The following is a 25,245-nucleotide window of genomic DNA, read 5'->3' as shown; positions in this document are numbered from 1 at the left end:
TAAACAATTAATAAAAATGAACACAAACACTTTGGAAAAGTTACGCAAGCTAAAATTTTACGGCATGTTCCATGCCTTTAAAAGTAGCCTGGAAAGTGGAAAGACTAATGATTACACGGCGGATGAGCTTTTAGCTCATCTAGTTGACGCTGAATGGGATGACAGAAATAACCGTCGGGTCGAACGCCAGATCTTGTACGCACGGTTCCGCTATAAGGCCATGGTCGAAAATATCCACTATCATGCTGATAGAAGTATTGACCGTAATCAGATCATGCGCCTAGCAGAATGCTCCTTTATTGGCCGAAATGAAAACCTACTGATCACAGGCAGTACCGGAATCGGTAAAAGCTATGTAGCATCTGCGATTGGTCATCAGGCATGTATACTTGGCTACCGCGTAATGTATGCCAGTACTCCCAAATTGTTTGCCAAACTCAAAATGGCCAAGGCGGATGGATCCTATATCAAAGAAATTACAAAAATAGAACGGCAACAACTTCTTATCCTGGACGACTTTGGTATCCAGCCGTTCGATGCCCAGAGCCGGGCAGCACTGATGGAAATCATAGAAGACAGGCACGGAAAAACATCCCTGATAATTACTTCTCAGTTGCCTGTTAGCAAATGGCATGAAGTAATAGGAGAAAAAACCATTGCTGATGCCATTTTAGATCGTATAGTACATGATGCACACCGGGTTGAATTAAAGGGGGAATCAATGAGAAGAAAACGAAAAACGGAGCTCGAAACCAGCTACGAATAATTATAACTTTTATTTACTAATTTTGAATCGCTTCTACTAGCATTTTCTACTACCGGCCGCCAGTTAATTAGGTGGTCAATTTGCCACGGAATCAGGTGGTCAACTTCTCCGAAATACCCAATCATCAGGGCGGAGAAGAACGAAAAATAACGTTCACCAAAATTCTTACGGACGAAGACTTCCAGCATCAGGCGGGGATAAGAGCAGAAGTACAAAAAGAAGTCCATGACGAATTCATTCAACATGCTCTGGCGACGGAATACGGCGCGGTAATACAGGTTAGTTTTCATGTGATTATTGTTTAGAGGGGATTATAATTCTGATTGAAGCTCATTTTGGTATAGTTGCGTCCTTGGAACAGCAAATCGCCCTGCCGGTGGAAATATCCCTCTACATAGTATTTGTTGGCAGGCCCGCCGGTTTTTAAGCTCACAAACTCTTCCTGTCTGACAGCGCGTTCGAGTTTGAGAGACTTTCCGCGGGTTTGTGAAAAATTTTGTGCGTAAGTGACACTTTCAGATTGGTCTTCAAAGAAAGTATCACCGATCAATTCTGAACCGTACCGGTTGGTTTCTATATCGGCATTGGCGTGAAAGATCTTGGTGGCAAGTGTTCCAAGGAATGATTTGACTTTGAATTCGGCTTTTGACCCACCCATACAGGCATAATAGTTGGGAAGGTTCTGCGAGATGTAGACCGTTGCCACCCGGCTTGAACGGGCGGTCGCCTGAAAATCAGCGTCATGCTCGTGGATAAAATTCTGGGCTTCATCGGCCCACAGGAATACCGGTCGGTCATTCAACCTGACATCGCGCTGCTCCATGGCCCTTTGCCAGATGTATTTGAAAAGGATCTGGCAGTCGCGTCCGACCTTGTGGTAGATCTTAATGGGCAGATCGATCAAGATGATCTTGCCGTTCAGACTGTCCTGAGGTGTTACAGTGGATTTCTTATCACAGAACAAGGTGTAGACCGGATCACGAAGCAGCCGGAATAGAAAGCCCGAAAATGTAAAATCGATGATCGAGCGTGTTTTTTCGCTCAATGGAATAAAGTTGTCGGAGAAAAACTGCTCAACGAATTTGTAAAGCCGGGCTTGCGGGACTTTTTCGAAGAAAGCTGCTTCAAAACTTTGCCCGGCATCTATCGCGCTACGCTCCTCAAAAGACTTTGAGCTGTACCAGTGATCCATTTTACTGACGATGTTGTCCTTTGCAGCCGTGATCGCCTGGTAATAGGCATTACTTTCCTCGCCCGTATAACGCATGGTGCCGTCTTCATTGATTTTGGGGATCGCAGTCGCGATGTCATACATGCTTTGAACCGATAGCTTCTCATAGGCAAGTTGGCATAGATCGATCACGTTGAAGATGAGCATGTCCAGCGCCTTTTCCCAGAACGGGTCGTCAGACTTGCCTGCACTTTGCTCTTCACCCGCGCGGATGACCGTTTTGAGTACCTGGACAATGTTTTCGGTAAGAGCGGCCCCACGAATTTTGGGACCGGACTCGTAATCCAGAAAGTTGAAATAGTGCTCACCTCCAGGTTCTATGATGACAAGGTCATTGCTTCGCCCGCTGATACGGCATAACTGCTGCCACATTTCTTTTTCATCTGGCTTTACAGTCAGCACCAAACCACCGAAACCGGCTTTGAGATATTTGATGGCGATCATCCTTCCTGAACCCGATGTTTTACCTGATCCGATACCGCCGAAAATCTGCGTGCCTTCTACCGCGCTGCGTATGGTCCAGCGGGAGTTTCCCTCACGGGAAGCCAGTTCTATCAGTGATCTGTCAAGGTCGAAGTTATTCATACAGGGAGGGTGTTGAAAATTTATTCAATTAAAACAGAATATTTTGTAACCTGTAAGTTGCTTGATGAGACAGCTAATATTTCATACGGACAGCTGGTTTTGTTGTTTGAAGACAAACCGCCATACGTTTAGAGCCAAGCGGTACGTCAAAACGCTGGTTTATAATTAGATAATGGGGTCTGATTATTACAATAATATTCTTAGATTTAAAATCACGTACTGTAATCGCATAACAAACATGGATAGAAAACAAGGCAGGCTGTATAGCCATGCATGGTTTGCCGTGATGATATTAACCGCTGGTTATTTCATTGATACAGCCCATACAAAAGCCTCAACGGAATTACCCATTTTACAAGATGTCACTTCAGCTTCTAGCAAAAGGCTTGCTCAAAAGACCAAGGAATACAATGAGGCGCTTGCAAGCGGGGATTCGTTGAAGATTGCCGAACAAGGCTACCAGTTGGGAAAAGCTTATATGGTAGTGGGGGATCACCTAGCTGCCCAAAAATACTTCATGCAGGCACTTCGGATTTGGGAGCCACGTAAAGGGTGGGAAAGTATGAGCAAGATACATTTACGGTTGGCAGAATATCATTTTCGTCTTAAACACCACAAGGAGGTATTCTCAAATGCCTCCTTGGCAATGCATTATGCAAAACTGAGTGGTGTGCGTCACAGTTTGATGGGCGCTGATATTTCGATGGCTGGAGCTTACGGGCTTAGATATAAAATGCAGACCAATCATAAACGTGATTTAGACAGTTCTCACTATTATTATGACCAGGCGTTGGAGCTAGCATTGAGCTTAGGGAATCCAGGCGACATAGCCAATGTCTACTCGCTGTACGGGCCTCGCATAAATGATTTGAACCACACCAGGTATATTTCCAATCTGAAGAAGGCGGAAGCAATCTTCACTCGAGAAAAAGTAACATCCATGATTGTCACAACTCGCTTAAGTTTGGCTGATGCCTATCTTGATACACATCATCCAACACTCGCCAAAAATTGGTTGAGAGAGGCTAAACAAGTCATGGATACTTCCAGCTTTGAGAATTTTGAGTTAAGAGGCAACATACTCAAGTCCACTGCTAATCTTTATGAACAAATGTCGGATCATAAACAAGCACTGGCCTATTACAAAGAATATCATAATCTGGCAGCAAAAGCACTGACTGAGGATCGGGAGGGTGCGATATCGCGTCTTTCGGTCGAATATGAAACCGAAAAGAAGGCTGCAACGCTTGCTTCCCAACAGAAAGAGTTGTCACTTCAAGCACAAAACCTGAAATCTCAAAAATGGCTGACCCGGCTCGCTATGATACTGAGCCTTTCGGCGATAGGTTTTGGCGGGGTATTTTACTGGCTCTACCGAAAGTACCGCCGCACCAGTGATCAGAATCAGCTATTGGTAGCAGAACAAAACCACCGGGTAAAAAATAATCTTCAACAAATTACCAGCCTGCTATCACTACAATCTAACCGGATGCAGGACAGTGTAGGTAAGCAGGTACTGGAAGAAAGTTTACTGCGTATTCATGCGGTGTCATTGGTCCATCAACGGCTTTATGATGGCAGCCAGCCCGTCCAGGTTGATTTGGAGGAGTACATCCCCCGGCTAGCTGCCAGCGTATTTAAGATTTTTGGAATGGAGTCATTCCGTCCAAACTATCTGGTAGAGAAAATATGGCTGCATGCAGATAAAGCAGCATCATTTGGGTTGATCCTTAACGAGATGATGACCAATGCCTGCAAATATGCGCTCTCTCATCAGCAAGAGCCCAGTTTGATAATCTCATGTGTACAGCAAGGCAAAAGCATTGTCTTTGAAATGAAAGATAACGGGCCCGGGTTCAGCTATGAGTCAGTAAAGAAAGGTTTTGGGCTGCAACTGATTGCTGTTTTGGCGGGCCGGTTAAAAGCTCAGTTATCTGCCGATAAAAAAGGTAACCATTTTACCTTGGTATTTGAACCATAATATTGCCAAAGAAAAACCTTCCAATTTAAATAAACACCCTCTTATGAATTCAAGTTAAGTAAGAAGGACACGTCATATCAAGTGATGGATCGGAATGGATATATTCTGAATTGGCTGCACGCTATAATTTAAGGTCAAGTAGTGCAAAAACTTAAAAATATGGATAGAAGATTAGAAAAGCCGTATGGCCGTGCATGGTTTGTCGTGATGATATTAGCGCCAGGTAATTTCATAGATCCAACCTGTGCAAAGGCTTCTCCGCTATTACCCATTTTGCAAGATCTTGTGTCGAGCTCAAACGAAAGGATCACCAGAAAGATCCGGGAATACAATGACGCGCTTGCAAGCGGAGATTCGTTGAAGATTGCGGAGCAGGGCTACCAGTTGGGTAAAGCTTATATGGGAGTAGGAGAGCAGCTCGTGGCCCAAAAATATTTTATTCAGGCCCTAAGGATCTGGGAGTCTCGCCGCGGATGGGAAAGCATGAGCAAAATATATTTAAGACTGGCAGAATATCATATTCGTCTGAAACATGAAAGAGAGGCATTTGAGAATGCCCGTCTGGCAATGCATTTTGCAAAGCTAGGTGGTGTCCGTCACAATTTAATGGGAGCAAACGTAGTGATGGGGGGAGCTTTTGCACTCCATAGTGAAATGAAAGGTAGTAACAAGGCTTATGGTGATAGCTCGGATTATCACTATAACGAAGCGCTGGGGCTGGCATTGGCGTTAGGAAATCCAGTTGACATTGCCAATCTTTATTCACTTTACGGGCCTGGCCTAAACGAAGCGGATCGCATCAAGCATGTTTCCAATCTCAAAAAAGCAAATGTGATCTTTACCCGAGAAAAATTAGTTACGGAGATAATCACTACAAGAAATAGATTAGCAGATGCCTATCTCAACGTACACAACACGGCATTAGCGAAGCAGTGGTTGCAACAGGCTCGTTATGTTATGGACACTTCACGATTCCATAGCTTTGAGCTAAGGAGTAACCTACTCAAGTCCTCCGCCACTCTTTGCGAACAAATGGCTAATTATAAACAAGCATTGGCTTACTACAAGGATTATCATGATCTGGCCGCAAAAGCACTGACTGAGGATCGGGAAGGAGCCGTGTCACGTCTTTCGGTCGAATATGAAACTGAAAAAAAAGCAGCAATGCTTGCTTCCCAAAAGAAGGAGCTTGCACTTCAGGCGGAAAATTTAAAGTCTCAAAAATGGCTGACGCGGCTCGCTATGATACTGAGCCTTTCGGCGATAGGTTTTGGTGGGGTATTTTACTGGCTCTATCGCAAATACCGCCGCACCAGCAATCAGAATCAGCTATTGGTAGCCGAACAGAACCACCGGGTAAAAAATAATCTTCAACAAATTACCAGCCTGCTTTCGTTGCAATCCAACCGCATGCAGGACGATAGCGCTGGAAAACAGGTTTTGGAAGAAAGTCTACTGCGTATTCATGCAGTGTCATTGGTCCACCAGCGGCTCTATGATGGCAATCAACCCGTTCAGGTCGATCTGGCAGAGTACATTCCCCGGCTCGCTGCCAGTGTATTTAAGATTTTTGGAATGGAGTCATTCCAGCCGCAATATCTGGTGGAGAAAATATGGCTGCATGCGGATCAAGCGGCGTCGTTTGGTTTAATCCTCAACGAGATGATGACGAACGCCTGCAAATATGCGCTCCCACATCAGCAAGAGCCCAGTTTAATGATCTCATGTGTTCAGCAAGGCGAAAGCATTGTCTTTGAAATGAAAGATAACGGGCCGGGATTCAGCTATGAGTCAGTGAAAAAAGGCTTTGGCCTTCAACTGATAGCCGTTTTGGCGGGACGATTGAAAGCAGAATTATCTGCCAGCAAGGAGGGTAACCACTTTACGCTGGTATTTGAACCCTAATAATACCAAAGAATCCATCCAATTTTATAAATACCCTCTTATGAATTCAAGCAACGCATTAAGGATTTTGGTTGTCGAAGACGATGAGCTGACTGCATGGGCCATTGAAGAAGCGCTGATAGCAGCTGGTTATAATGTCTGCAGTAAAGCGCGCGATTATGAGACAGCGATCCGGGTTAGAAAACAGGAGTCGCCTGATCTGGCTCTTATTGACATCAGGCTGAATGGTCAACTTGACGGCATTGCCTTGGCAAAGGAACTGACGGATATCGAATGGATCCCTTTGATTTATCTGACCGCTAACACCGAAATGGAAACTTATAATCGTGCCCGCAAGACCAGTCCAGCTGCTTTTTTGCACAAACCTTTCAGGCCGCGGGAGTTGTCCATGCAGATCGATCTTGCGCTGGATAATTTTTATAAGTGGAGAATTCCAGCGGGCAAAAGACCACCTGAAGATGTATTTGTCTGGCATGACAAGGCGTATGTACGGGTCAATACAGGACAGATTATGCTGATCAATGCCAGCGGTGGATACAGTGAGCTAATTTTAACCAACGAGGAGTTTGCCAGGATCGCGCCAGGAAGTGTTCATCAAGGGGTGCTTTTATCTGTACCTTTTAAAAATGTGTTGTTCTATTTAAACGATAATTTTTACCGGGCTTCTCGTTCTATTTGTATCAACTTGAAACATGTTGACCGGGTAGAATCGGACCGGGTTTTTCTTGGGCAGCACGAGGTACTTTTACCGGTAGGTAAGCATAAGGAACTACTTGAACGGTTGCCTGTGATACGATCCCGCAGGTGAAACGGGCGTGGCTATGATGATTCAGCGACTGAACTCACTATCCGGCTCACAATTCAGTACCGGCCAGTTGTCGGCAGCGTCTTTACCCCTTGAAAGTAGGATCTGCCGGTACCTGATCAGGGTCATTGCTCTGTAGTCGACCGGAGTCATTTCCAATGGAAGCCGGATGAGCTCATTGGCGAGTATTTTACGAAGGTACAATTCAGCAAGAAGCGAATGTTTAAGCTCCGGTGCGTAACCCATCATATCAATCAAACGCTGTTTTGCCAGCGCACCGTAGGGCAGATATTCTCGGAAATACGTCTGGTAAAGCTGCTGATCGTAATCATCCACCAGGTTATAGCGTACATCTTCGTTGCGGATCAGGCGGACATGCTGCTCTGCCAGCTTGCTGTACTGCTCATAGGGCAAAAGCCCGGCATTTTTCTGTTGGATCAGGCTTCTCAGAAAAGGCTCAAAACGAATGGTGATGCTCTCATCGGGCAAATAACCCAGGTAGTATTCGATTTCCTTTTTTGCCTCTTGGGAAAACTCGGTGAGCACAGTGGCGGACCGGTGTAAGTCTTCCCATGAAATGGTTTTACAAGGGACTGTGTGATACGGCTGTGAATCAGGATGGGAATTACGAACGCTTTCAGCGGGCTGTTTATCAAGGTTCATGGCTGGTCTGCTGATAGTTAACTACTTGAGAATATTATCATAATTCAAATATGTTGTCAACTAAATATTATATCAAATGAAGGATCACGAAAACAAAGAGGATTTGGAACACTCTTTTCCGGAAGGTTTCGATTATTTCAAGAATATGGCTGACGAAACAGCCCGGCAGTCTCGACTGATTGATGAGCGCATTAAAAACATCCCCACCGAGGATATCAGGCAAACTTCTCACCGGCTGGAATTTAATCCTGCCGGGTTGACCAAAGCCAGGGAAGCATGGGTCAACCGGGAAGACCGCAGGAGCCTTGAAGGGCTAAAGACAGAGTTAGAGGCAGATCTGACTAAGAGAATGGAGCAGGGCATTAAAAGCTGGGATCTGGACAAAGATACAGCCACTCAAATTCGGGATGCGACCCGGGAGACACTACACCCCAATCCGTTCAAGGGAAAAACCAAGGAGCAGTTAGACCAGATAAAGGGCAAGGAAAAAGACCTGCAAAATTCTCAGGATTTTATGCGGACGCTGCTCGACAACGAACGGAAGGGTACAAATTCACCTGCTAAAACCGGAAAAGGAAGAGAGCCAGGTATGGAATGATGGAGAATCATCGTTCAGGGTCAATTTGACGGCCTTTTGTCTTGCCCAGAAGATTTTTGTCCAACTTTTGCGGATCAGGTTTTAGCCAGGAAGGAGCCTTGCTGACCGCTTCCTCCGAAAGGAATTGCTGCCTACCGTCCTTCATGGCCTGTAAATTAGGGGTCTGACTTTTTGATTTCGAAATCTGTTCAGACAGTCCCGGCATGTACTTGGCCAGAATATAACCCTGGTTGAACTTTCGGATATACTCAGGGTCTGGTTTTTCGTTTTCTGTATCCATGACTAAAATGTATTACGGGCGTGTTTGTTCAGATATTGTTCAATGGAATCTCTGTCGTAGAGAATAATCTTCTTTTGGGGCTGAGAGAAGCGAAGCTGGCCTTCATCCCTGAGTTTCTGTAAGGTGGTTCTGGATTTAATATTGAGAAGGTTCATCGCTTCATCCTGTGCCACCCATTTTTCTGCATGCTGCTTGTGCTTTTCCGTTAACCGTGCGACGACCTGTTCGACCAGTTCATAGAACGCGGATTCTTCAAGGCAGATGACTTGCATAGTTCGGGAGATTTACACGCCTCGGGTTTATGTTTGAAAAGTTCGGTAATCTCAGTTCGAACCATACGAAGTGAGAAATGTTCATTTTGGAACTCTCATTAAAAAGGAAAATCAAATAAAGTCCTTTCAAGCGTTTAATTTTCAATTATTTATCGAACCCAGGAAAATGATGTACGAACAGTGGCTTTCTTTGTATGAATGTTGTCAGCACGGGATATCTCGTAAATAATTGCGAAGTTGTGGGCTGATTTTTAATGAGGTTTGCAAGAGCGGCAGTAAGTACAGAAAAACGGTCGTTAAAGCGTAATTTGAATGATCAACTGAATCCTGCCTTCTAAGTGAATAGACTATATATTTCAGTTCACTAAACAGCTAGGGTGCACCTTAATACGTAATTCAACTTTAAAGCGCAGGATAGCCGTCTTACTTGTAGACTGAAATAAATTGGGTGTACCAAAAAAGCCTGGCCAACTATTGACCAGGCTTTTAAGTAAGCATTGTTTTCGTCCGTGCGTGCGGATTTGCCTTCTATGAAGTGTCAAATTCAAATCACTTGGTATTGGTATATTCAGCAGCCGTTACCGGTTGGAGCCACTTAACCCTTCCGTTAGCATGATTAGGCGTCACTGCCATTTGAACAAAGCCAGTTTCGGGAGAAGCGCCGTGCCAATGCGGCGTGCCGGGTGGGCATTTCACCGCATCACCTTTTCTTAGGACTTGGATGGGTTTGCCTTTTTCCTGATAATAGCCAACACCATCGATGGCGATAATTCCCTGGCCACCTCCATGTGAATGCCAATAGGTCCTGGCACCTGGCTCAAAGGTCACAGAAGACACCGGGATGTTGAATACGCTATCAGCTGGTATCAATGGGTGAACCCATGCTTTTCCAGTGAAATTGCTAGCTGGGGCCAGCTGTCCTTTTGGAAAAATCGACGTGCTCGGCGACCGGGCATCTTTTACCTGGGCGCTTACAAAAATATGCGTGAGCGTCAGCAGGAATGCTAACAGCAAACGGTTCAGTCCTTTTGATCGCTGCATTTCGCGAGGTTTTAGATTAATTGAGATTGCTTAAAATCCTGTATTCATTTGGAGTTTGCCCGATCCGCTGTTTGAATAGGCGGCTAAAATGCTGGGGATATTTAAAGCCCAGTTCAAAGGCGATTTCGTTAACGGTTTTGTCGCTACTAAATATCCTTTCCTTGGCGGCTTCAATCACCTTCATTTGAATGTATTCCTGGGCAGTCTGGCCGGTTTCTTTCTTGATCAGGTCACCAAAGTATTTTGCTGACAAGTTGAGCTCTTCGGCGCAATACGAGACAGACGGCAAGCCAATAGTTTGAGGTTTCTCTGAGCTAAAATAGCTGCTTAAAAGGGCCTCAAATTTTGCCAGGATTCCCCTGTGTATGGTATCGCGCGTAAGAAACTGCCTGTCGTAAAACCGTATGCAATAATCAAGGAACAGTTCAAGGTTAGCGACAATGAGTTTTCTGCTGTGTTTATCGATGGCATGTTCGAGCTCATACTTGATCTTGCCAAAACAATCCATCACTATCTGCCTTTCACGCTGGGACAAATGCAGCGCTTCATTGACCTGATAACCAAAAAAGGAAAATTCCTGCATCTTTCCGTTCAGTGACGTACCTAAAAGCAGATCAGGATGAAAGACGAGCGCGTGGCCTTTGGGTTGATAGAGCTCCCCATCATTTTCTACGGTGAAAACCTGTCCAGGAGACATGAAGACCAGCGTGCCTTCCTGATAATCATAATATTCTTTCCCGTAACGAAGATCACCACAGACGACATCTTTTAAGAAAATCCCGTAGCAGCCCATGTATTGGCTGGTCTTGTTTCTGGGACTTGCGGTTGACAAATCAATCACAGTTACTAGCGGGTGCAATGTTTCCTGCTGGTTAAATGCATTGTATTGGTTTACAGTTTCGAAACGAATGATGTCTTCCATAGTCTGAAATTTTTAGGTACCCAAAGTTACCCAATTCATTACCTGCTGAAAAATCCGGAAAGGCAAATCAGGAATATTGGTAGACAAATCGGGAATCTGTATACCATTTGCTCTCAAAGCAAAGCCGAAATTTACAATCCAATTAAACTGCGGAAATATCCAAAAAATGAGAAAGATACTTACAGGTTTAACTTTCATTTTAAGTTTCAGTTTGCAGGCCCAGCAAACATCAACCAATACGGATGCCAGCGCAAGTCCTTCGGTCCAGACAAGCGCTGGAACTTTACGGGGGCTTACAGAAGCAGACGTTGATGTTTTTAAAGGAATACCCTATGCGACAGCACCAGTTGGAGAATTCCGATGGCGAGCCCCACAGCCATTTCCTGCATGGCAGGGCGTAAAGGATGCAATCAAGTTTTGCGCAGATTGTGCCCAGGCAGGCTGGCCACGACAGGCGGGTAAGATCCGGGAAAACACATCGGAAGATTGTCTGTTTCTAAACATATGGAAGCCTAGTGCAGCCAAGCCGGGAGCCAAACTACCTGTCATGGTATGGATTTACGGAGGCGGGTTTGTGGGCGGTGGAAGTTCTTACCCTGAAACTTTCGGCACTCAGTTTGCCAAACAAGGCGTCATTCTGGTGAATTTCAATTATCGCCTGGGGCGGCTTGGGCATTTTGCGTTCCCTGCATTAAGCGCTGAGCATCCCAATGAGCCCAAAGGGAGCTATGCCTATATGGATCAGATCGCGGCGCTTAAATGGGTGCAGCAGAATATTGCCGCATTTGGTGGTGATCCAAAGAATGTGACGATTTTTGGAGAATCGGCTGGTGGTGTTTCAGTGCATTCGTTGCTGACGATCCCATCTGCGAAAGGCCTTTTTCAAAAGGCAATTATCGAGTCGGGCGGTGGCCGCGACGGCGTGTTGTCAAGCAGGCCGATCAGTAAGGAAAACGCCGATAAATACTATCCTGTTTCAGCTGAGACAATAGGTGTAAACTTTGCCGCTAAACACGATATCCAGGGTAAGGATGCAGAAGCTTTGGCCAAACTCCGCTCACTTTCTGTGGAAGATATTGTCGATAATGGACAAGAAAGCAATGGCCAGGGCGGGGCGCTGATTTATGCAGGGCCGATCCTGGACGGAAAATTAGTTGTAGAGACATTCGAGAGTGCATATAAGGCTGGCAGGCAGATCCGTGTTCCAATCATCATTGGTTCGAATAGTGCAGAAGTACCGGCTGGCTTTGTGAATGCAAAGTCAAAGGATGAATTGCTCGCCCAATTTGAGCCCGTACGCAAGGAAATGGTCATAGCCTATGATCCGGATGGTAAAGCAGACTTTGCCCAAATGCTTTCGATGGTCAACACCGATAAAGTTTGGGCAAAGCCAGCCAGGTTTACAGCAAGTGCGGTAACAGCCAAAGGTGACAAAGCCTACGTTTATCTTTTCTCCTATGTTGCAGCTGCTATGCAACAGCGGATGCGTTTTGGCGCAGGACATGCTTCCGAAATCGCTTATGTTTTTGGCAATCTGATGGAGCGCAACGGAGCTACAATTGCACCAACAGACAAACAGGTTGCTACGATGATGAACACGTATTGGGCCAATTTTGCTAAGACATCAGACCCGAATGGTAAGGGCTTACCAAAGTGGCCGGTTTATGATCCAGGGAAAAACGAAATCATTGAGTTCCGCTCTGACGGCTCGGCTATGGGCGGGCCCGACCCTAAGAAAGCACGGCTTGATGTGATGCAGAAGGCTGCGAAGAAATAGACCGAAAGTAGTTGCAGCATAGCTTTCCTACCAGGGGTTGACCCAAACTTTACCGGGAATATTGGTAGAGAAAACGGGAATCTATATACCATATATGCCCCTGGAAAGGCGGAATTTTGCATCATCAACAAGAAACCACTATGGAAACAGTAAAATTAAATAACGGCGTAGAAATGCCAATTCTGGGGTTCGGGGTTTTTCAAGTACCGGACCTGGCAGAATGTGAGAGAAGTGTATTGGATGCGATCGATACAGGTTACCGTCTGATTGATACGGCAGCAGCCTACCAGAACGAAGAAGCCGTAGGGAATGCAATAAAGAAAAGTGGCCTTGCCAGGGAAGAGCTTTTTATCACTACCAAGCTCTGGATACAATCCAACGGGTACCAGGATACCAAAAAGGCATTTGAAGTATCGCTGAAAAAGTTACAGCTGGACTACCTGGACTTGTATTTGATCCACCAGCCATTTGGCGATGTGTATGGAGCGTGGCGGGCTATGGAAGAACTATACAAGGAAGGTAAAATCAGGGCGATTGGTGTAAGTAACTTCCAACCTGACAGGCTCATTGACCTGATCATCCATAACGAGATTGTCCCGGCAGTCAACCAGATTGAAACGCATCCTTTTCACCAGCAGATCCAGACACAACAGTTCCTGGAAGAAAACAATGTGCAGATCCAGTCCTGGGGCCCATTTGCGGAAGGCAAAAACGGCTTATTTGAAAATGAGCTTCTAGCCTCAATCGGTCAAAAATATAACAAAACAATCGCGCAGGTAGTCGTCTGTTGGCTCACGCAGCGGGGGGTGATTGCAATTCCGAAATCAGTCCGTAAAGAAAGAATTGCAGAGAACCTGAACATTTTTGATTTCCAGCTGAGCGCGCAAGATATGGACGCGATCAAATCTCTGGATACCAATGCGAGTAGCTTTTTCGATCACCGTGATCCCAATATGGTGAAATGGCTAGGTGAAAGAAAGCTGGATGATAAATAGCCTATAAGAGGGCGAGAAATTAATATTTAACCTTTAAATCAACTTATTACTCATGCAATTGCATTCTCAATCATTTTTCAAATCTGTTCTGGCAGCTACGTTTTTGGGGCTATGCTTCGTGCTGGCAGGTACTCAATCGTCACTAGCACAAGGCGCAGCCGGCCAGGAGCAACAAATCATTGACCTTTCAAAAAAGAAGTGGCAATGGATGGCTGATAAGAACGTGGACGAGCTGGCCAAACTCTTTGATGACAAAGCAAAATTTGTCCATATGAGCGGTACCTGGAAAAAAGACGAAGAGCTCGAAATCATCAAGACCGGAAGCATCTGGTACAGAAAAGCCGACGTGCACGATGTAGCGGTGGAGCTTTTTGACGATACGGCTATCATTTGGAGTCGTATTACGCTGGAATCAACAGTTCGGGGTAGCGAGGCGAAAGTTGAATTTACAGTTACGGAAGTTTATAAGAAACGGGGCGCTGACTGGAAACTGCTGGCGCTTACATTCAGCAGTGTGCGCGATACGCATGTTATCAAACATTAAACCGGAGATACAATGAAATTGAACGTAAATAAAACAATCACCAGAACCCTTACCTGCCTGATACTTGCAGCAGGCTTGATGCTAGGATCTCAGGGAGCATTCGCGCAAGCTGAAAATAGCGCCGAGCAGAAAATCATTGCACTTTCTAAAACTAAATGGCAGTGGATGGCAGACAAGAATGCAGACTCACTGGCTGCGCTCTTTGATGAAAAGGCCGTCTTTGTTCACATGGGCGGATCATGGGGCAAACAGCAGGAAGTCAATATCATCAAGTCCGGGGGCATTCATTACAAAAAGGCAGATATCCATAAAGTATCCGTAAACATCATTGGATCAACGGCTATCCTTTTGAACAGGATTACACTGTTAGCGGTCGTTGGCGGCAGGGAAGTCACCAACGAGTTTGAAGTAACGGAAGTGTATGTGCAGCAAAAAGAAGGTTGGAAACTGGGATCACTCTCATTTACCAAGGTGGGAGGATAATAAACATCAGAAAACATGAAACTAACCGCTCCATTAGCACACCTGCTGCTGGCTTTTTTGTTCTTGGTTTCGGCTTGCTCTTCTACTCAAACTGAGCGGATCGATGCTGAAACGGGCACTGATGTGGCAGCTGACAAGATCCTGATCGTCTATTTATCCCGCACGAAGAATACCAAGGCAGTTGCGGAAATGATCCAGAAGAACGTAGGTGGAAAACTGGTGGCGATTGAGCTGGAAAAGCCGTACCCTGAGAATTATCAGGCAACTGTCGCGCAGGTAGCCAGTGAAAACCAGTCGGGATATCTGCCGCCTTTGAAAACTAAAATTGATAGTATCGGCCAGTACGATGTGGTCTTTGTCGGTTTTCCGACCTGGGGGATGCAGCTCCCACCGCCGATGAAAAGTTTTCTGAAACAATACGATTTGAGCGGAAAGACCATCATTCCCTTCAATACGAACGGTGGCTACGGCATTGGTAGCACGTTCGAAACAGTCAGGCAGCTATGCCCGAACAGTAAAATACTGGAAGCTTATTCGACCCGGGGCGGTCTTGAAAGGGACGGGCAGCTGCTGATGATCAAGGATGAGAAAGCGCGCCAGACCGAGGATGAGATCAAGCAATGGCTTGAAAAGCTTAAAATGATTTAATGCGAACAATTTGATTCAAGCGTCGCAGACTAAATGCAATAGATATGAGAAATAAAGCAATACTAAGCCTTGTATGTGTGGTATGCTCCATAGTAAGCTTGCAAGGCCAGGCACAGAAAACTAAAAGTCAGAAACCTTTAATCATCCAGGAGCAGGGCGCTTTTTCGGCTGGTGGCAGCGTAACCAAAAGTGAAGGCACGTTCGACGCGCTCAAACCCTGGAATGTAGCGCAGGGCGGACAAACCCGCCACGGGGACCATGCCGACGTGTTTTACCAGATCCCGCCAAAGGCAAAGCGACTTTCTATGGTTTTTCTGCATGGCTACGGGCAGTCGCGCCGCAGCTGGCAAACCACGGCCGATGGAAGGGAAGGCTTTGCCAATATCTTTCTAAGAAAAGGCTACGGTGTTTATCTGGTAGACCAACCCGGGCGTGGCCACGCAGGGCAAACATCAAAGCCAGGACAGATCACGGCCACACCCGATGACCAGACCTGGTTCACCCAGTTCCGGATCGGCTTGTATCCAGATTTTAATGAGGGTGTGCAGTTTCCCAAAGACAGCGTATCGCTGGATAATTTTTTCCGGATGATGACGCCCAACACGGGCAGTGTCGATGAAGCAACGATTGTAAATGCTATGTCGGCAGTGATGGATAAATCTGGCGACGGGATATTGTTTACCCATTCGGCCGGTGGTTCGCCGGGATGGAAGACTGCTATTAAAAACCAGCATGTTAAAGCTGTTGTGGCCTATGAGCCGGGTGGGTTTACTTTTCCCGAAGGCCAGGAGCCCGAAGGCAACCGTGGCGGTAAAGGAGTCCCCCTTGATGAGTTCAAGAAACTGACCAAGATACCCATTGTGGTTTATTTCGGTGATTTCATCCCGAAAGACGAAACGAAAGCAGCTTCACTTAATTTTTGGAAAAATGTATTGGCTACGGCGCGCCAGTGGGCAAAGGTGGTAAACAGCCACGGAGGCGATGCTACTATTGTCCATTTGCCAGAGATAGGTATTAAAGGCAATACCCATTTTCTGATGTCGGATTTAAACAGTGAGCAAGTTGCAGGCGTGTTGGAGAAATGGTTAAAAGAAAAACGCCTGGATAAGTAATCATCAGACTATGGATTTAAGCAAAAACAAATTGAGAACCATCAGGTTAAAACCAGCTGCCTTTATAACGGTATTAGCGGTGGTTTTAATGACTGTTAACAGTATAAAGGCACAGAACGTGGCCAGCTCAAAAGAAGGATTAGCCCCCAAAGAGAAGAGTATCATTATTATTTCTTCCCTGACAGCACAAGGTGAGATCCCAGAGCTAAAAAAACAGCTTGGCGCGGGCCTTGATCAAGGTTTGAGTGTCAATGAGATTAAGGAAGTCCTGGTGCATACCTATGCCTATTGTGGTTTTCCACGGAGCATTCGCGGCTTGCAAACATTTATGCAGGTCATTGAAGAAAGGAAAGCCAGGGGCATCCATAACAACATGGGAAAAGAAGCATCTGTTGTCCCAGCTGATAGCAACAAATATGAGCGCGGCAAAAAAATACTAGGTGAACTGACAGGAACGCCACAGCCCGAGCAGCCTTCGGGCTATGGCGCATTTGCGCCTGCCATAGATACATTCTTAAAGGAACATTTGTTTGCAGACATCTTTGAAAGAGATGTGCTGACTTACGGCCAAAGGGAACTGGTGACCATTTCGGTAATCAGCGCCATTGGCCAGGCAGAGCCGATGCTAAAAAGCCATTTGAGCATTTCACTACGTACAGGTTGGTCGCCTGCCCAATTAAAAGAGTTTGTCACTGTCATTGCCCCAACAATCGGCAAGCAGAAAACCACAGCGGCAGATACAGTTTTAAACGAAGTATTAAGTAGTAATAAATAGAATGAAAAATATAGCAATCGCAACAATGAGCCTGTTAGCATCGATGTCAGAAGTGCAGGTAGCAAACGCTCAGGCTACAACAGCTAAAAACCCGTTTACGCTGGTTTATGATGGTGCTATTTCAGAAAACATAGCAGGCAAAGTCAACATCCACCCCGTAAAATATAAGTTGAATGGGATTGATATTGCCGCCAACGTATATACTCCAACGAATTATGACCCTGCAAAAAAATATCCAGCATTAGTCATTGCCCATCCCAATGGCGGTATTAAAGAACAGACAGCCGGGCTGTATGCGCAGCGGCTGGCAGGGGCAGGATACATCACCATTGCTGCGGATGCAGCCTACCAGGGAGCTAGTGGCGGCAAGCCCCGTCACACCGATAGACCTGCCTTTCGGACCGAAGACATTCGTGGGATGGCCGACTTTATCACCCGCTACAAGGGAGTGGATGTGAACCGTGTTGGCGCTTTGGGGATTTGTGGCGGTGGTGGATATACGTTAAAAGCTGCCCAATCTGACAAAAGACTAAAAGCGGTTGCAACCCTGAGCATGTTTAACTCGGGCGAAGTCCGGCGCAACGGCTTTCAGAATTCAGGCCTGGCAACCATTTCACAGCGTTTAAAACAGGCTTCCGATGCCCGCGCGCAGCAGGCCGCAGATGGCAAAATTATTTACGCCGGAGTGGCCAGTATCACTGATGAAGAAATTGCCAAGGTTTCCACAGATCTGTATCGCGAAGGGTACATTTACTATTATAGAACGCATGCACATCCCAACTCCACTTTTCTGTACCCTATGAGCAACTTACTGGATTTGATGACCTGGGACGCTACCGAGAACATGGATTTAATTGATCAGCCCTTACTCATGATGGCTGGAAGCAAAGCGGACACAAAATACATGACCGATGAAGCATTCCCCAAAGCTACTAATTCAAAAAGCAAGGAGCTGTTTGTTATCGATGGGGCAACACACATCCAGACCTATTGGAAGCCAGAGTATGTAGATCAGGCTGTTGACAAGCTCGCTGAGTTCTATACAAAGTTTCTGTAAGTCAAATATTTGGATTGTAGTTGTTACCAGCTGTAACTGCTTTTTTTTCTAAAAATATAAGCCTAATCTCACCATCAATTAAACCTTTTCACCATGGCCAAAATCACATTGAATATCAACAAGAAGGATTACCCTTTGGAAGCTGATCCACAAATGCCGCTCTTGTGGGCGATCCGCGATCTGGCTGGTCTAAAAGGTACTAAATATGGTTGTGGGGTCGCGCAGTGCGGGGCTTGTGTGGTGCATTTAGATGGCGAAGCAGTACGCTCTTGTGTGACCAAGGTGAGCCGTGCGGCTGGGAAAAAAGTGGTGACGATCGAGGGGTTGTCTGAAACAAATTCACACCCTGTCCAGAAAGCCTGGCAGGAATTTGACGTGCCGCAATGCGGTTATTGTCATTCAGGGCAGATTATGTCGGCTGCGGTGCTGCTGCGCGAAAAGCCCAATCCAACTGACCAGGATATTGATGATGCGATGTCGGGCAATATTTGCCGCTGTGGCACCTACCTGCGGATTCGCGAGGCGATCCACACGGCTGCCGAGTTGCAGAAAAAAACAGGTACGAAGGGTTAACAACATCCATTTTCAAACTCACCTTATGAAGCAAAAACCAGAAAATGGAATAAAACAATTTGTTCCAAAAAAGGCCGCTACCGTGCTGTCAATATTCATTTTTATCGTCGCCGTCGGGGCATCTGCATTCCGAAATGATGCGACGGTAAAACAGATTACATTCAGCACCATTAACCGTGATAGCGTAGAATCCGTACAAGCTTTTGAGATTGTTTATAAAACGCTGATGAGCCCGCGCTGTATGAACTGCCATCCGGCTGGGGATGTGCCGCTGCAAGGGGATGACAGCCATTTGCATGCGATGGGACCCAAACGTGGCTTGGATGGAAAGGGCGTCTATGCCATGAAATGTTCGAATTGCCATCAGGAAACCAACATAGCTGGCCTTCATATGCCGCCCGGCAACCCTGAGTGGCATTTGCCGCCTGCTGCCATGAAAATGGTTTTTCAAGGAAAAAGTGCGCATGAGCTGGCTAAACAGCTGGTTGACAAAAAGCAAAATGGGAACAAGGATATCAAAAAGCTGATCGAGCATGCCGATGATGGGCTTGTGCTGGCAGGCTGGGATCCGGGAGAAGGAAGGACATTGCCACCGGTAACACATGCCGAATTTAAAAAAGCCTGGATTACCTGGCTTCAAAGCGGCGCTTACGCCCCCAAGAAGTAAGGCTTTCAATTCAGGATCATCAACGAAAAAGTAGGAACACAATGGAAAAAAGACAATTAGGAAAAAGCGGGCTTGAAGTGTCGGCACTTGGCCTGGGTTGTATGGGACTAAGCTTCGGCTACGGCCCGGCAACAGATAAAAATGATGGTATTGCACTGATCAGGGCTGCATTCGAGCGTGGTGTAACTTTTTTTGACACTGCCGAAGCTTACGGGCCATTTACAAATGAAGAGCTGCTGGGCGAAGCACTTGAACCTTTTCGGGATCAAGTAGTGATTGCGACAAAATTTGGCTTTGAAGGTGGCGACTCGAAAGGCGGGCTTAACAGCAAGCCTGAAAGTATACGGGCATTTGTTGAAGCGTCACTCAAACGCCTTAGAACAGACCGCATCGATTTGCTATATCAACACCGGGTCGATCCACAGGTGCCAATTGAAGATGTGGCCGGAGCAGTAAAAGAGTTGATCCAGGCTGGAAAAGTCAAACATTTCGGACTTTCAGAAGCAGGCGCGCAGACGATTCGCCGGGCGCATGCGGTTCAGCCAGTTGCCGCGCTTCAAAGTGAATATTCACTCTGGTTTCGAGAGCCTGAGAATGAGATCTTGCCGACGCTGGAAGAGCTCGGGATCGGCTTTGTGCCATTCAGCCCGCTAGGCAAAGGGTTTTTGACCGGCAAGATCGACGAGAACACAACCTTTGACAAAAACGATTTCAGAAATATCGTACCCCGGTTCACCACAGAAGCACGTAAAGCAAACCAGGTAATGGTGGATTTGCTTAATCGTATTGCGCAGCAAAAAGGTGGAACAGGATTGCCTGCCACAGGAATGCCTGCCACCGCCGCGCAAATTGCATTGGCCTGGTTGCTCGCGCAAAAGCCCTGGATTGTGCCTATTCCGGGGACAACAAAGCTGCATAGATTGGAAGAGAACTTGGGCGGGGCAGCTGTTCAACTTAGCGAGCAGGACCGGGCTGAAATTGAAAGTGCAGCTTCGGAAATTAAAATTGAAGGGGCGCGTTATCCCGAAGCGTTGCAGAACCGGGTTGGAAAATAGTCAGCAGCTCGCTGTCTGTCATAGATGTTGAATTTGCCGTTTCTATCTCCTATTAAACATAGCAATATGAACTATATCCTGTCAATATGCCTGGCGATGCTTGTTTTCATTTCATGCAAGCAGAAATCTGACAATACGCCTGAGCCTTCTGTTCCCACCGGTCCGGATACAGAGCAAGCGGCAGATTCATCTGCGGTTGAGACTAATCCGCCCAATGCTACGTATTCACCTGCCGTAAAATGGTAATGTACTTTTAACTATTGCCAACTGGCGAGTTTGAATCGCCAGATCTTCTATAAGAACATTTTTTTTTCTCGAACTGACCTACGTGTGGGCAGCATTATCTTCACTTACTCATAAAAACCCTAAATACACTTATGGAGGAATTATGTTACAATGTAAGGCGTAAACTAATTCATGTTCAGGTAACTATATTTCAATCAGGATATTCTAAAATGTCTCGCACCATTTGAAATTATTTTGGATAATGGTGGATTTATGCCGGTTAACTTGCTCTAAAAATGAGGAAGATGCATTGGAATGTTTCTTACCCTTCAACCAGATCAAGCTCCACATCGTGTTTATGGGCAGCCCTTTAACCATTACTATTCTTAATTCGTTATTAAGCAGTTCGTTTCTAATTCCTATCAAGGGCATAATTGAATATCCTAATCCAGCCAAGATTGCCTGTTTAACAGCCTCATTAGAAGTAAGTTCCATTTTTTTTAATGCAGAAATTTTATGTTCGGCAATGAAGACCTCCATGACCTGACGCGTTCCAGAGCCTTTTTCCCTAAAGATGAGAGGAAGATCTTTGAACACCTCGTTCACATCATTTGAATGCTTACACTGCTGATTGGCTTTTCCAACCAGAAACAGTCTATTGGGCAAAAGATCCAGGCATTCAATATTGATTGCCGATGGCAGGATGGAGACAAGGGCAAAGTCAACATCATTGTTTTCAAGGCTTTCTATTACCTTGTTTTTATTGGTAACATCCATCAGCAGCTCAATACCTGGGTGCTGCTGCAAAAAATCGGATAGAAAAAATGGCATGACATATTTGCCGGTAGAAACTACTGAGATCTTCAGTCTACCAATCAATTGTCCTTTGTAAGCCAAAGTCTTATAATTGATTGCATATACCTGGTTCAGGATATTTTCTGCTGCCACGGCAATCTCATGACCGAAGTCCGTAATGTAGATCTTCCTTCCAACAACTTCGGTTAAGGGGACGTCAAATTGTGATTGAAAATTTTTTAGCTGGATAGAAACAGCGGGCTGGGATAAGTGCAATTCCTCGGAAGCTTTCGTAATACTTTCAGTTTTAACAACCGCTGAAAATATCCGTAGCTGATTCAATGTATAATTCATAATTTTTTTTTATGGATAGTATTGTAAATATAAATAAAAATATATGTTTTAGAGCGCTTATTTTTGATGCCACAAACCGTTCAAGATCATATGACAAAAATTACAATTGCCAAGGGCGATGGGATTGGCCCTGAAATCATGGATGCTACTTTGAAGATTATTTTATCTGCGGGTGCAAAGATTGACATTGAAGAAATTAAAGTTGGTGAAACAGTTTATCTTGCAGGAAACACCGCTGGTATAGCACCAGAATCCTGGGATACGATTCGCCGCAATAAGATTTTTCTAAAAGCGCCTATCACCACCCCGCAAGGTGGCGGTTACAAAAGTTTGAACGTAACGACCCGCAAGTTTTTAGGGCTTTACGCCAATGTGCGGCCCTGCATGAGCCTTCATCCCTTTGTCAATACCAAGCATCCAGATATGGACATTGTTATCATCAGGGAAAACGAGGAAGATTTATATGCCGGGATAGAACACCGTCAGACAGACGAAGTCGTTCAATGCCTGAAATTAATTAGCCGGCCGGGCTGTGAAAAAATTGTTCGGTATGCTTTCGAATATGCCAAGCAGCAAGGCAGAAAAAAGGTTACCTGTTTCACCAAAGATAACATTATGAAACAAACTGATGGCTTGTTTCATAGCGTCTTCGATGAAATATCAAAGCAATATCCGGATATAGAGAATGAGCACTGGATCATCGATATTGGCGCGGCAAAACTGGCTGATACCCCGGAGCTCTTCGATGTACTGGTAATGCCCAACCTGTATGGTGATGTGCTAAGTGATGTGGCTGCTCAAATAGCAGGGTCCGTTGGTTTAGCGGGTTCAGCCAATATTGGGGAAGAATGTGCCATGTTTGAAGCTATCCACGGCTCGGCGCCGAGAAGGGCGGGCCAAAACCTGGCTAATCCATCAGGTTTACTGCAAGGTGCTGTAATGATGTTAAACCACATCGGGCAAACTAAAGTAGCTGAACGAGTACACAACGCCTGGCTCAAAACCATAGAGGATGGAACGCATACCTATGATATATTTAGAGATCAGACCAGCAGATTGAAAGTGGGCACGAAAGAATTTGCTTTGGCAGTTATAGAAAATCTTGGGAAGAAACCGCGCGCTTTGAAGGAGGTATCTTTTAGCGGGAATTCAGCGCTGGTACTTCCAAAATATCAGCGCCAGGCCAGGGCAGTCAAGGAGCTTGTCGGAGTTGATCTATTTGTTGACTGGGTTGGCAAAGACCCGGATGAGCTGGCGATTACCATGAAACGTATAGAGGTGGACGGTATTGAGCTTGCAATGATTACGAACAGGGGGATTAAAGTTTGGCCCAATGGATTTGAGGAAACTTTTTTGACCGACCACTGGCGGTGCCGTTTCAAGGCAAAGTATGGCAAGCTGACAGATAAGGAAGTTATAGCTCGCCTTCTTACCAGGTCTATATCAGAAAACGTAGACACTATCAAGACAGAGAACCTTTATATGTTCGATGGCAAGGACGGGTTTTCAATGGGTCAAGGCCAATAACGTGTCAATCCTAATGGTAAATATATATTCAGGAACATAACAGCCAACGAAAAATGACAATCCAATTAATAAAGGGTGAGTTTCAGGTTGATGATGCCATTGAGCTGGTTACTACAATGGTCCAGATAAAAATCAAATACCATGAACGTAAAATTCATTCCCAGATGAACGAAGAAGATATTAAAAGCCGTGAAGGAAAGATAAAAAATCTTCAGCGGGAGCTTTCCGAAATGAAGGAGTACATGCAACAGGGTGAGGATAAAATCGCAATTATATCGCATATAAATGCTGGATGATCCGCAAGGATTGCCTGATTTATAGAAATGATACGGGTCACCACCCTTGAATCATCTTTTAGAGCTACGTCATTACCGATGTAAAAAACAGTGTAATGCAAATGTGGTGATAGATTTTGGTCAGGCAAACACTGTAAGATCCGGTAGCTGCCCAGAACATGCCAAAATAGAAAATTTTATATTTTTCAAAGCATCCTGTCCTTATGTATACAGCAGCGGACATAAAATTTTGTGTCCGCTGCAAAGTTTTTAACTGCGGCAGGGAAATTGACTATCTCTCAATAAGCAAATAGTGCAAGCCTTATGGAAATTACAGACAATATCACATTGATGTCCGGTATCTTCGAAGCAGAAGATGCCCGGGACATCTTATTAAGCCTGATTACAAACAATATTAACTTCCACACACTAAGAAGCTTCAGCGCGCAGGAACGCTTTGGTGTCAGTGATTGTGTAAGCGAACGACAAATCACGGCATTGTCAAAGGCCAGGTTAGAGATCCAGGATAATCTGTCATTGGCAAAATCTTTGGGGTGTAAGATATCCGTGGACTCCATTATACGAATTCGGTTACTGCCCTAGCGTCGTTAGAATAGTAAAAGCCTTAATAGGTACACTACACCTTACTTTCAGAAAAATGATAGCCGAGTGAGATTAGCAGGTTGCAATAGAAATAACAATTGAACAACTATCGATTATAGAGCAGCTATTGGCGTAGAATAGTTTTAACACCCAAATCAAAAATTGGAATGAATTCAGATATGATAAAAGCTACTTTGATCCTAACGCTAATGACGGCTATTATAACAATGGCTTTCACAACTAAGAATTTTGTTGAAAGCCAATTACTCGCGTCTTTCGGAGTAATAATTGGAGCTTATGCATCCGGTCAAATGTTAACCCAAAATGAAATCAAAATTGAAACAAATGAAAGCCAAAAAATTTAACTCGTGAAAATTGAATTTAGGATACAAGATAAACCTAATTAACAGGCCTAAATAATCCGTCCTTGTCTATTACGTTTCATTCTCTTCTCAATCACGGTCCGATGCCCATCCTCAATTTAACCACTACCTATAATGTCCTTGACTCCGGAATTTTCGTATAAGTTCGACTGGGAATCTTTTGGTAATATTCAACGAGTTGCTTTGTGCATCGCTACCTATGGTATCCTAAGTTTGAGCTTTGACAGATTATCAAGTACAACTAGCGGTATTGTTCATTTGTTTATCAAAAAAAGTATTTGTTGTTGGGTGGTCCGATGATCGATGGATGTTCCATCATCGCAAAGCCCTGAAACGACCGGTACAATC

General features: G+C 45.2%; 28 protein-coding genes. 21 read left to right on the top strand and 7 right to left on the bottom strand.

Annotated elements, in window-relative coordinates; all coding sequences use genetic code 11:
* Positions 1–16 precede the first annotated feature (16 nt).
* Both istB and KOE27_RS23535 read left to right on the top strand, forming a co-directional pair.
* A complete protein-coding gene (gene istB, locus KOE27_RS23540) occupies positions 17–766 on the top strand; it encodes an IS21-like element helper ATPase IstB (RefSeq protein WP_215236847.1) in 750 nt (249 codons plus the stop codon).
* 80 nt (positions 767–846) lie between these two features.
* Positions 847–1,071: a hypothetical protein gene (locus KOE27_RS23535; RefSeq protein WP_215241166.1), complete on the top strand. Its 225-nt coding sequence runs from the start codon at positions 847–849 to the stop codon at positions 1,069–1,071.
* Here the strand turns inward: KOE27_RS23535 and KOE27_RS23530 are convergent.
* Positions 1,068–2,582, bottom strand: coding sequence for a type IV secretory system conjugative DNA transfer family protein (locus KOE27_RS23530; protein ID WP_215241165.1), 1,515 nt, complete (start codon positions 2,580–2,582; stop codon positions 1,068–1,070). The genes KOE27_RS23535 and KOE27_RS23530 overlap by 4 nt on opposite strands.
* Positions 2,583–2,820: 238 nt before the next feature.
* Here KOE27_RS23530 and KOE27_RS23525 point away from each other — a divergent pair, with 238 nt between their 5' ends.
* The 3 genes from KOE27_RS23525 to KOE27_RS23515 all read left to right on the top strand — a co-directional run bounded on the left by KOE27_RS23525 (position 2,821) and on the right by KOE27_RS23515 (position 7,276).
* On the top strand, positions 2,821–4,563 hold the full coding sequence (locus tag KOE27_RS23525) for a sensor histidine kinase (RefSeq protein WP_215241164.1): 1,743 nt from the start codon (positions 2,821–2,823) through the stop codon (positions 4,561–4,563).
* Positions 4,564–4,722: 159 nt separating this feature from the next.
* Positions 4,723–6,468 (top strand): sensor histidine kinase, encoded by a 1,746-nt coding sequence (locus tag KOE27_RS23520; RefSeq protein ID WP_215241163.1) that lies wholly within the window; start codon positions 4,723–4,725, stop codon positions 6,466–6,468.
* 40 nt (positions 6,469–6,508) lie between these two features.
* Entirely contained in the window at positions 6,509–7,276 is a 768-nt protein-coding gene (locus KOE27_RS23515; RefSeq protein ID WP_215241162.1) for a response regulator, read from the top strand.
* 21 nt (positions 7,277–7,297) lie between these two features.
* Here KOE27_RS23515 and KOE27_RS23510 read toward each other — a convergent pair whose 3' ends face one another.
* Entirely contained in the window at positions 7,298–7,936 is a 639-nt protein-coding gene (locus KOE27_RS23510; protein ID WP_215241161.1) for a hypothetical protein, read from the bottom strand.
* A 76-nt stretch (positions 7,937–8,012) separates the two neighbouring features.
* Here KOE27_RS23510 and KOE27_RS23505 point away from each other — a divergent pair, with 76 nt between their 5' ends.
* Positions 8,013–8,534 (top strand): hypothetical protein, encoded by a 522-nt coding sequence (locus tag KOE27_RS23505; RefSeq protein ID WP_215241160.1) that lies wholly within the window; start codon positions 8,013–8,015, stop codon positions 8,532–8,534.
* A gap of 7 nt (positions 8,535–8,541) precedes the next feature.
* Here KOE27_RS23505 and KOE27_RS23500 read toward each other — a convergent pair whose 3' ends face one another.
* From KOE27_RS23500 to KOE27_RS23485, 4 genes are all read right to left on the bottom strand, one after another.
* The gene (locus KOE27_RS23500; protein WP_215241159.1) at positions 8,542–8,814 is read right to left on the bottom strand and encodes a hypothetical protein; all 273 of its coding nucleotides are present in this window, start codon (positions 8,812–8,814) and stop codon (positions 8,542–8,544) included.
* A gap of 2 nt (positions 8,815–8,816) precedes the next feature.
* Complete coding sequence (locus KOE27_RS23495) at positions 8,817–9,086, bottom strand: helix-turn-helix domain-containing protein (RefSeq protein WP_215241158.1); 270 nt, start codon at positions 9,084–9,086, stop codon at positions 8,817–8,819.
* A 549-nt stretch (positions 9,087–9,635) separates the two neighbouring features.
* The gene (locus tag KOE27_RS23490; RefSeq protein ID WP_215241157.1) at positions 9,636–10,127 is read right to left on the bottom strand and encodes a cupin domain-containing protein; all 492 of its coding nucleotides are present in this window, start codon (positions 10,125–10,127) and stop codon (positions 9,636–9,638) included.
* Positions 10,128–10,143: 16 nt separating this feature from the next.
* Positions 10,144–11,049: a helix-turn-helix domain-containing protein gene (locus KOE27_RS23485; protein WP_215241156.1), complete on the bottom strand. Its 906-nt coding sequence runs from the start codon at positions 11,047–11,049 to the stop codon at positions 10,144–10,146.
* Between the two features lie 166 nt (positions 11,050–11,215).
* Between KOE27_RS23485 and KOE27_RS23480 the strand changes: the two genes are divergently transcribed.
* The 12 genes from KOE27_RS23480 to KOE27_RS23425 all read left to right on the top strand — a co-directional run bounded on the left by KOE27_RS23480 (position 11,216) and on the right by KOE27_RS23425 (position 20,981).
* A complete protein-coding gene (locus KOE27_RS23480; RefSeq protein ID WP_215241155.1) occupies positions 11,216–12,826 on the top strand; it encodes a carboxylesterase/lipase family protein in 1,611 nt (536 codons plus the stop codon).
* Between the two features lie 140 nt (positions 12,827–12,966).
* Positions 12,967–13,821: an aldo/keto reductase gene (locus KOE27_RS23475; protein ID WP_215241154.1), complete on the top strand. Its 855-nt coding sequence runs from the start codon at positions 12,967–12,969 to the stop codon at positions 13,819–13,821.
* A 52-nt stretch (positions 13,822–13,873) separates the two neighbouring features.
* Positions 13,874–14,365 (top strand): nuclear transport factor 2 family protein, encoded by a 492-nt coding sequence (locus KOE27_RS23470; protein WP_082218060.1) that lies wholly within the window; start codon positions 13,874–13,876, stop codon positions 14,363–14,365.
* A 12-nt stretch (positions 14,366–14,377) separates the two neighbouring features.
* The gene (locus KOE27_RS23465; protein WP_082218059.1) at positions 14,378–14,848 is read left to right on the top strand and encodes a nuclear transport factor 2 family protein; all 471 of its coding nucleotides are present in this window, start codon (positions 14,378–14,380) and stop codon (positions 14,846–14,848) included.
* A 15-nt stretch (positions 14,849–14,863) separates the two neighbouring features.
* Positions 14,864–15,496: a flavodoxin gene (locus KOE27_RS23460; RefSeq protein WP_082218058.1), complete on the top strand. Its 633-nt coding sequence runs from the start codon at positions 14,864–14,866 to the stop codon at positions 15,494–15,496.
* Positions 15,497–15,540: 44 nt separating this feature from the next.
* Entirely contained in the window at positions 15,541–16,608 is a 1,068-nt protein-coding gene (locus KOE27_RS23455; protein WP_082218057.1) for an alpha/beta hydrolase, read from the top strand.
* A gap of 10 nt (positions 16,609–16,618) precedes the next feature.
* A complete protein-coding gene (locus tag KOE27_RS23450; protein ID WP_170916754.1) occupies positions 16,619–17,383 on the top strand; it encodes a carboxymuconolactone decarboxylase family protein in 765 nt (254 codons plus the stop codon).
* A gap of 1 nt (position 17,384) precedes the next feature.
* On the top strand, positions 17,385–18,440 hold the full coding sequence (locus KOE27_RS23445; protein ID WP_082218056.1) for an alpha/beta hydrolase: 1,056 nt from the start codon (positions 17,385–17,387) through the stop codon (positions 18,438–18,440).
* A 93-nt stretch (positions 18,441–18,533) separates the two neighbouring features.
* Complete coding sequence (locus KOE27_RS23440; protein ID WP_082218055.1) at positions 18,534–19,013, top strand: (2Fe-2S)-binding protein; 480 nt, start codon at positions 18,534–18,536, stop codon at positions 19,011–19,013.
* Between the two features lie 25 nt (positions 19,014–19,038).
* On the top strand, positions 19,039–19,680 hold the full coding sequence (locus KOE27_RS23435; protein WP_082218054.1) for a hypothetical protein: 642 nt from the start codon (positions 19,039–19,041) through the stop codon (positions 19,678–19,680).
* 41 nt (positions 19,681–19,721) lie between these two features.
* Positions 19,722–20,735 (top strand): aldo/keto reductase, encoded by a 1,014-nt coding sequence (locus tag KOE27_RS23430; protein ID WP_082218053.1) that lies wholly within the window; start codon positions 19,722–19,724, stop codon positions 20,733–20,735.
* Positions 20,736–20,801: 66 nt separating this feature from the next.
* Positions 20,802–20,981: a hypothetical protein gene (locus KOE27_RS23425; RefSeq protein WP_082218052.1), complete on the top strand. Its 180-nt coding sequence runs from the start codon at positions 20,802–20,804 to the stop codon at positions 20,979–20,981.
* Positions 20,982–21,185: 204 nt separating this feature from the next.
* On the opposite strand, the gene KOE27_RS23420 is transcribed toward KOE27_RS23425, so the two are convergent.
* Positions 21,186–22,109: a LysR family transcriptional regulator gene (locus tag KOE27_RS23420; RefSeq protein WP_082218051.1), complete on the bottom strand. Its 924-nt coding sequence runs from the start codon at positions 22,107–22,109 to the stop codon at positions 21,186–21,188.
* A gap of 90 nt (positions 22,110–22,199) precedes the next feature.
* Between KOE27_RS23420 and KOE27_RS23415 the strand changes: the two genes are divergently transcribed.
* From KOE27_RS23415 to KOE27_RS23405, 3 genes are all read left to right on the top strand, one after another.
* Positions 22,200–23,636, top strand: a complete 1,437-nt coding sequence (locus tag KOE27_RS23415) for an NADP-dependent isocitrate dehydrogenase (protein ID WP_082218050.1) — start codon at positions 22,200–22,202, stop codon at positions 23,634–23,636.
* Between the two features lie 53 nt (positions 23,637–23,689).
* Entirely contained in the window at positions 23,690–23,932 is a 243-nt protein-coding gene (locus KOE27_RS23410; RefSeq protein ID WP_215241153.1) for a hypothetical protein, read from the top strand.
* A 749-nt stretch (positions 23,933–24,681) separates the two neighbouring features.
* Complete coding sequence (locus KOE27_RS23405) at positions 24,682–24,879, top strand: hypothetical protein (RefSeq protein ID WP_082218047.1); 198 nt, start codon at positions 24,682–24,684, stop codon at positions 24,877–24,879.
* Positions 24,880–25,245: the final 366 nt, after the last annotated feature.

The organism is Dyadobacter sp. CECT 9275, from assembly GCF_907164905.1.
Lineage (GTDB): Bacteria > Bacteroidota > Bacteroidia > Cytophagales > Spirosomataceae > Dyadobacter > Dyadobacter helix.
This window is presented reverse-complemented; position numbering and strand designations above follow the sequence as displayed.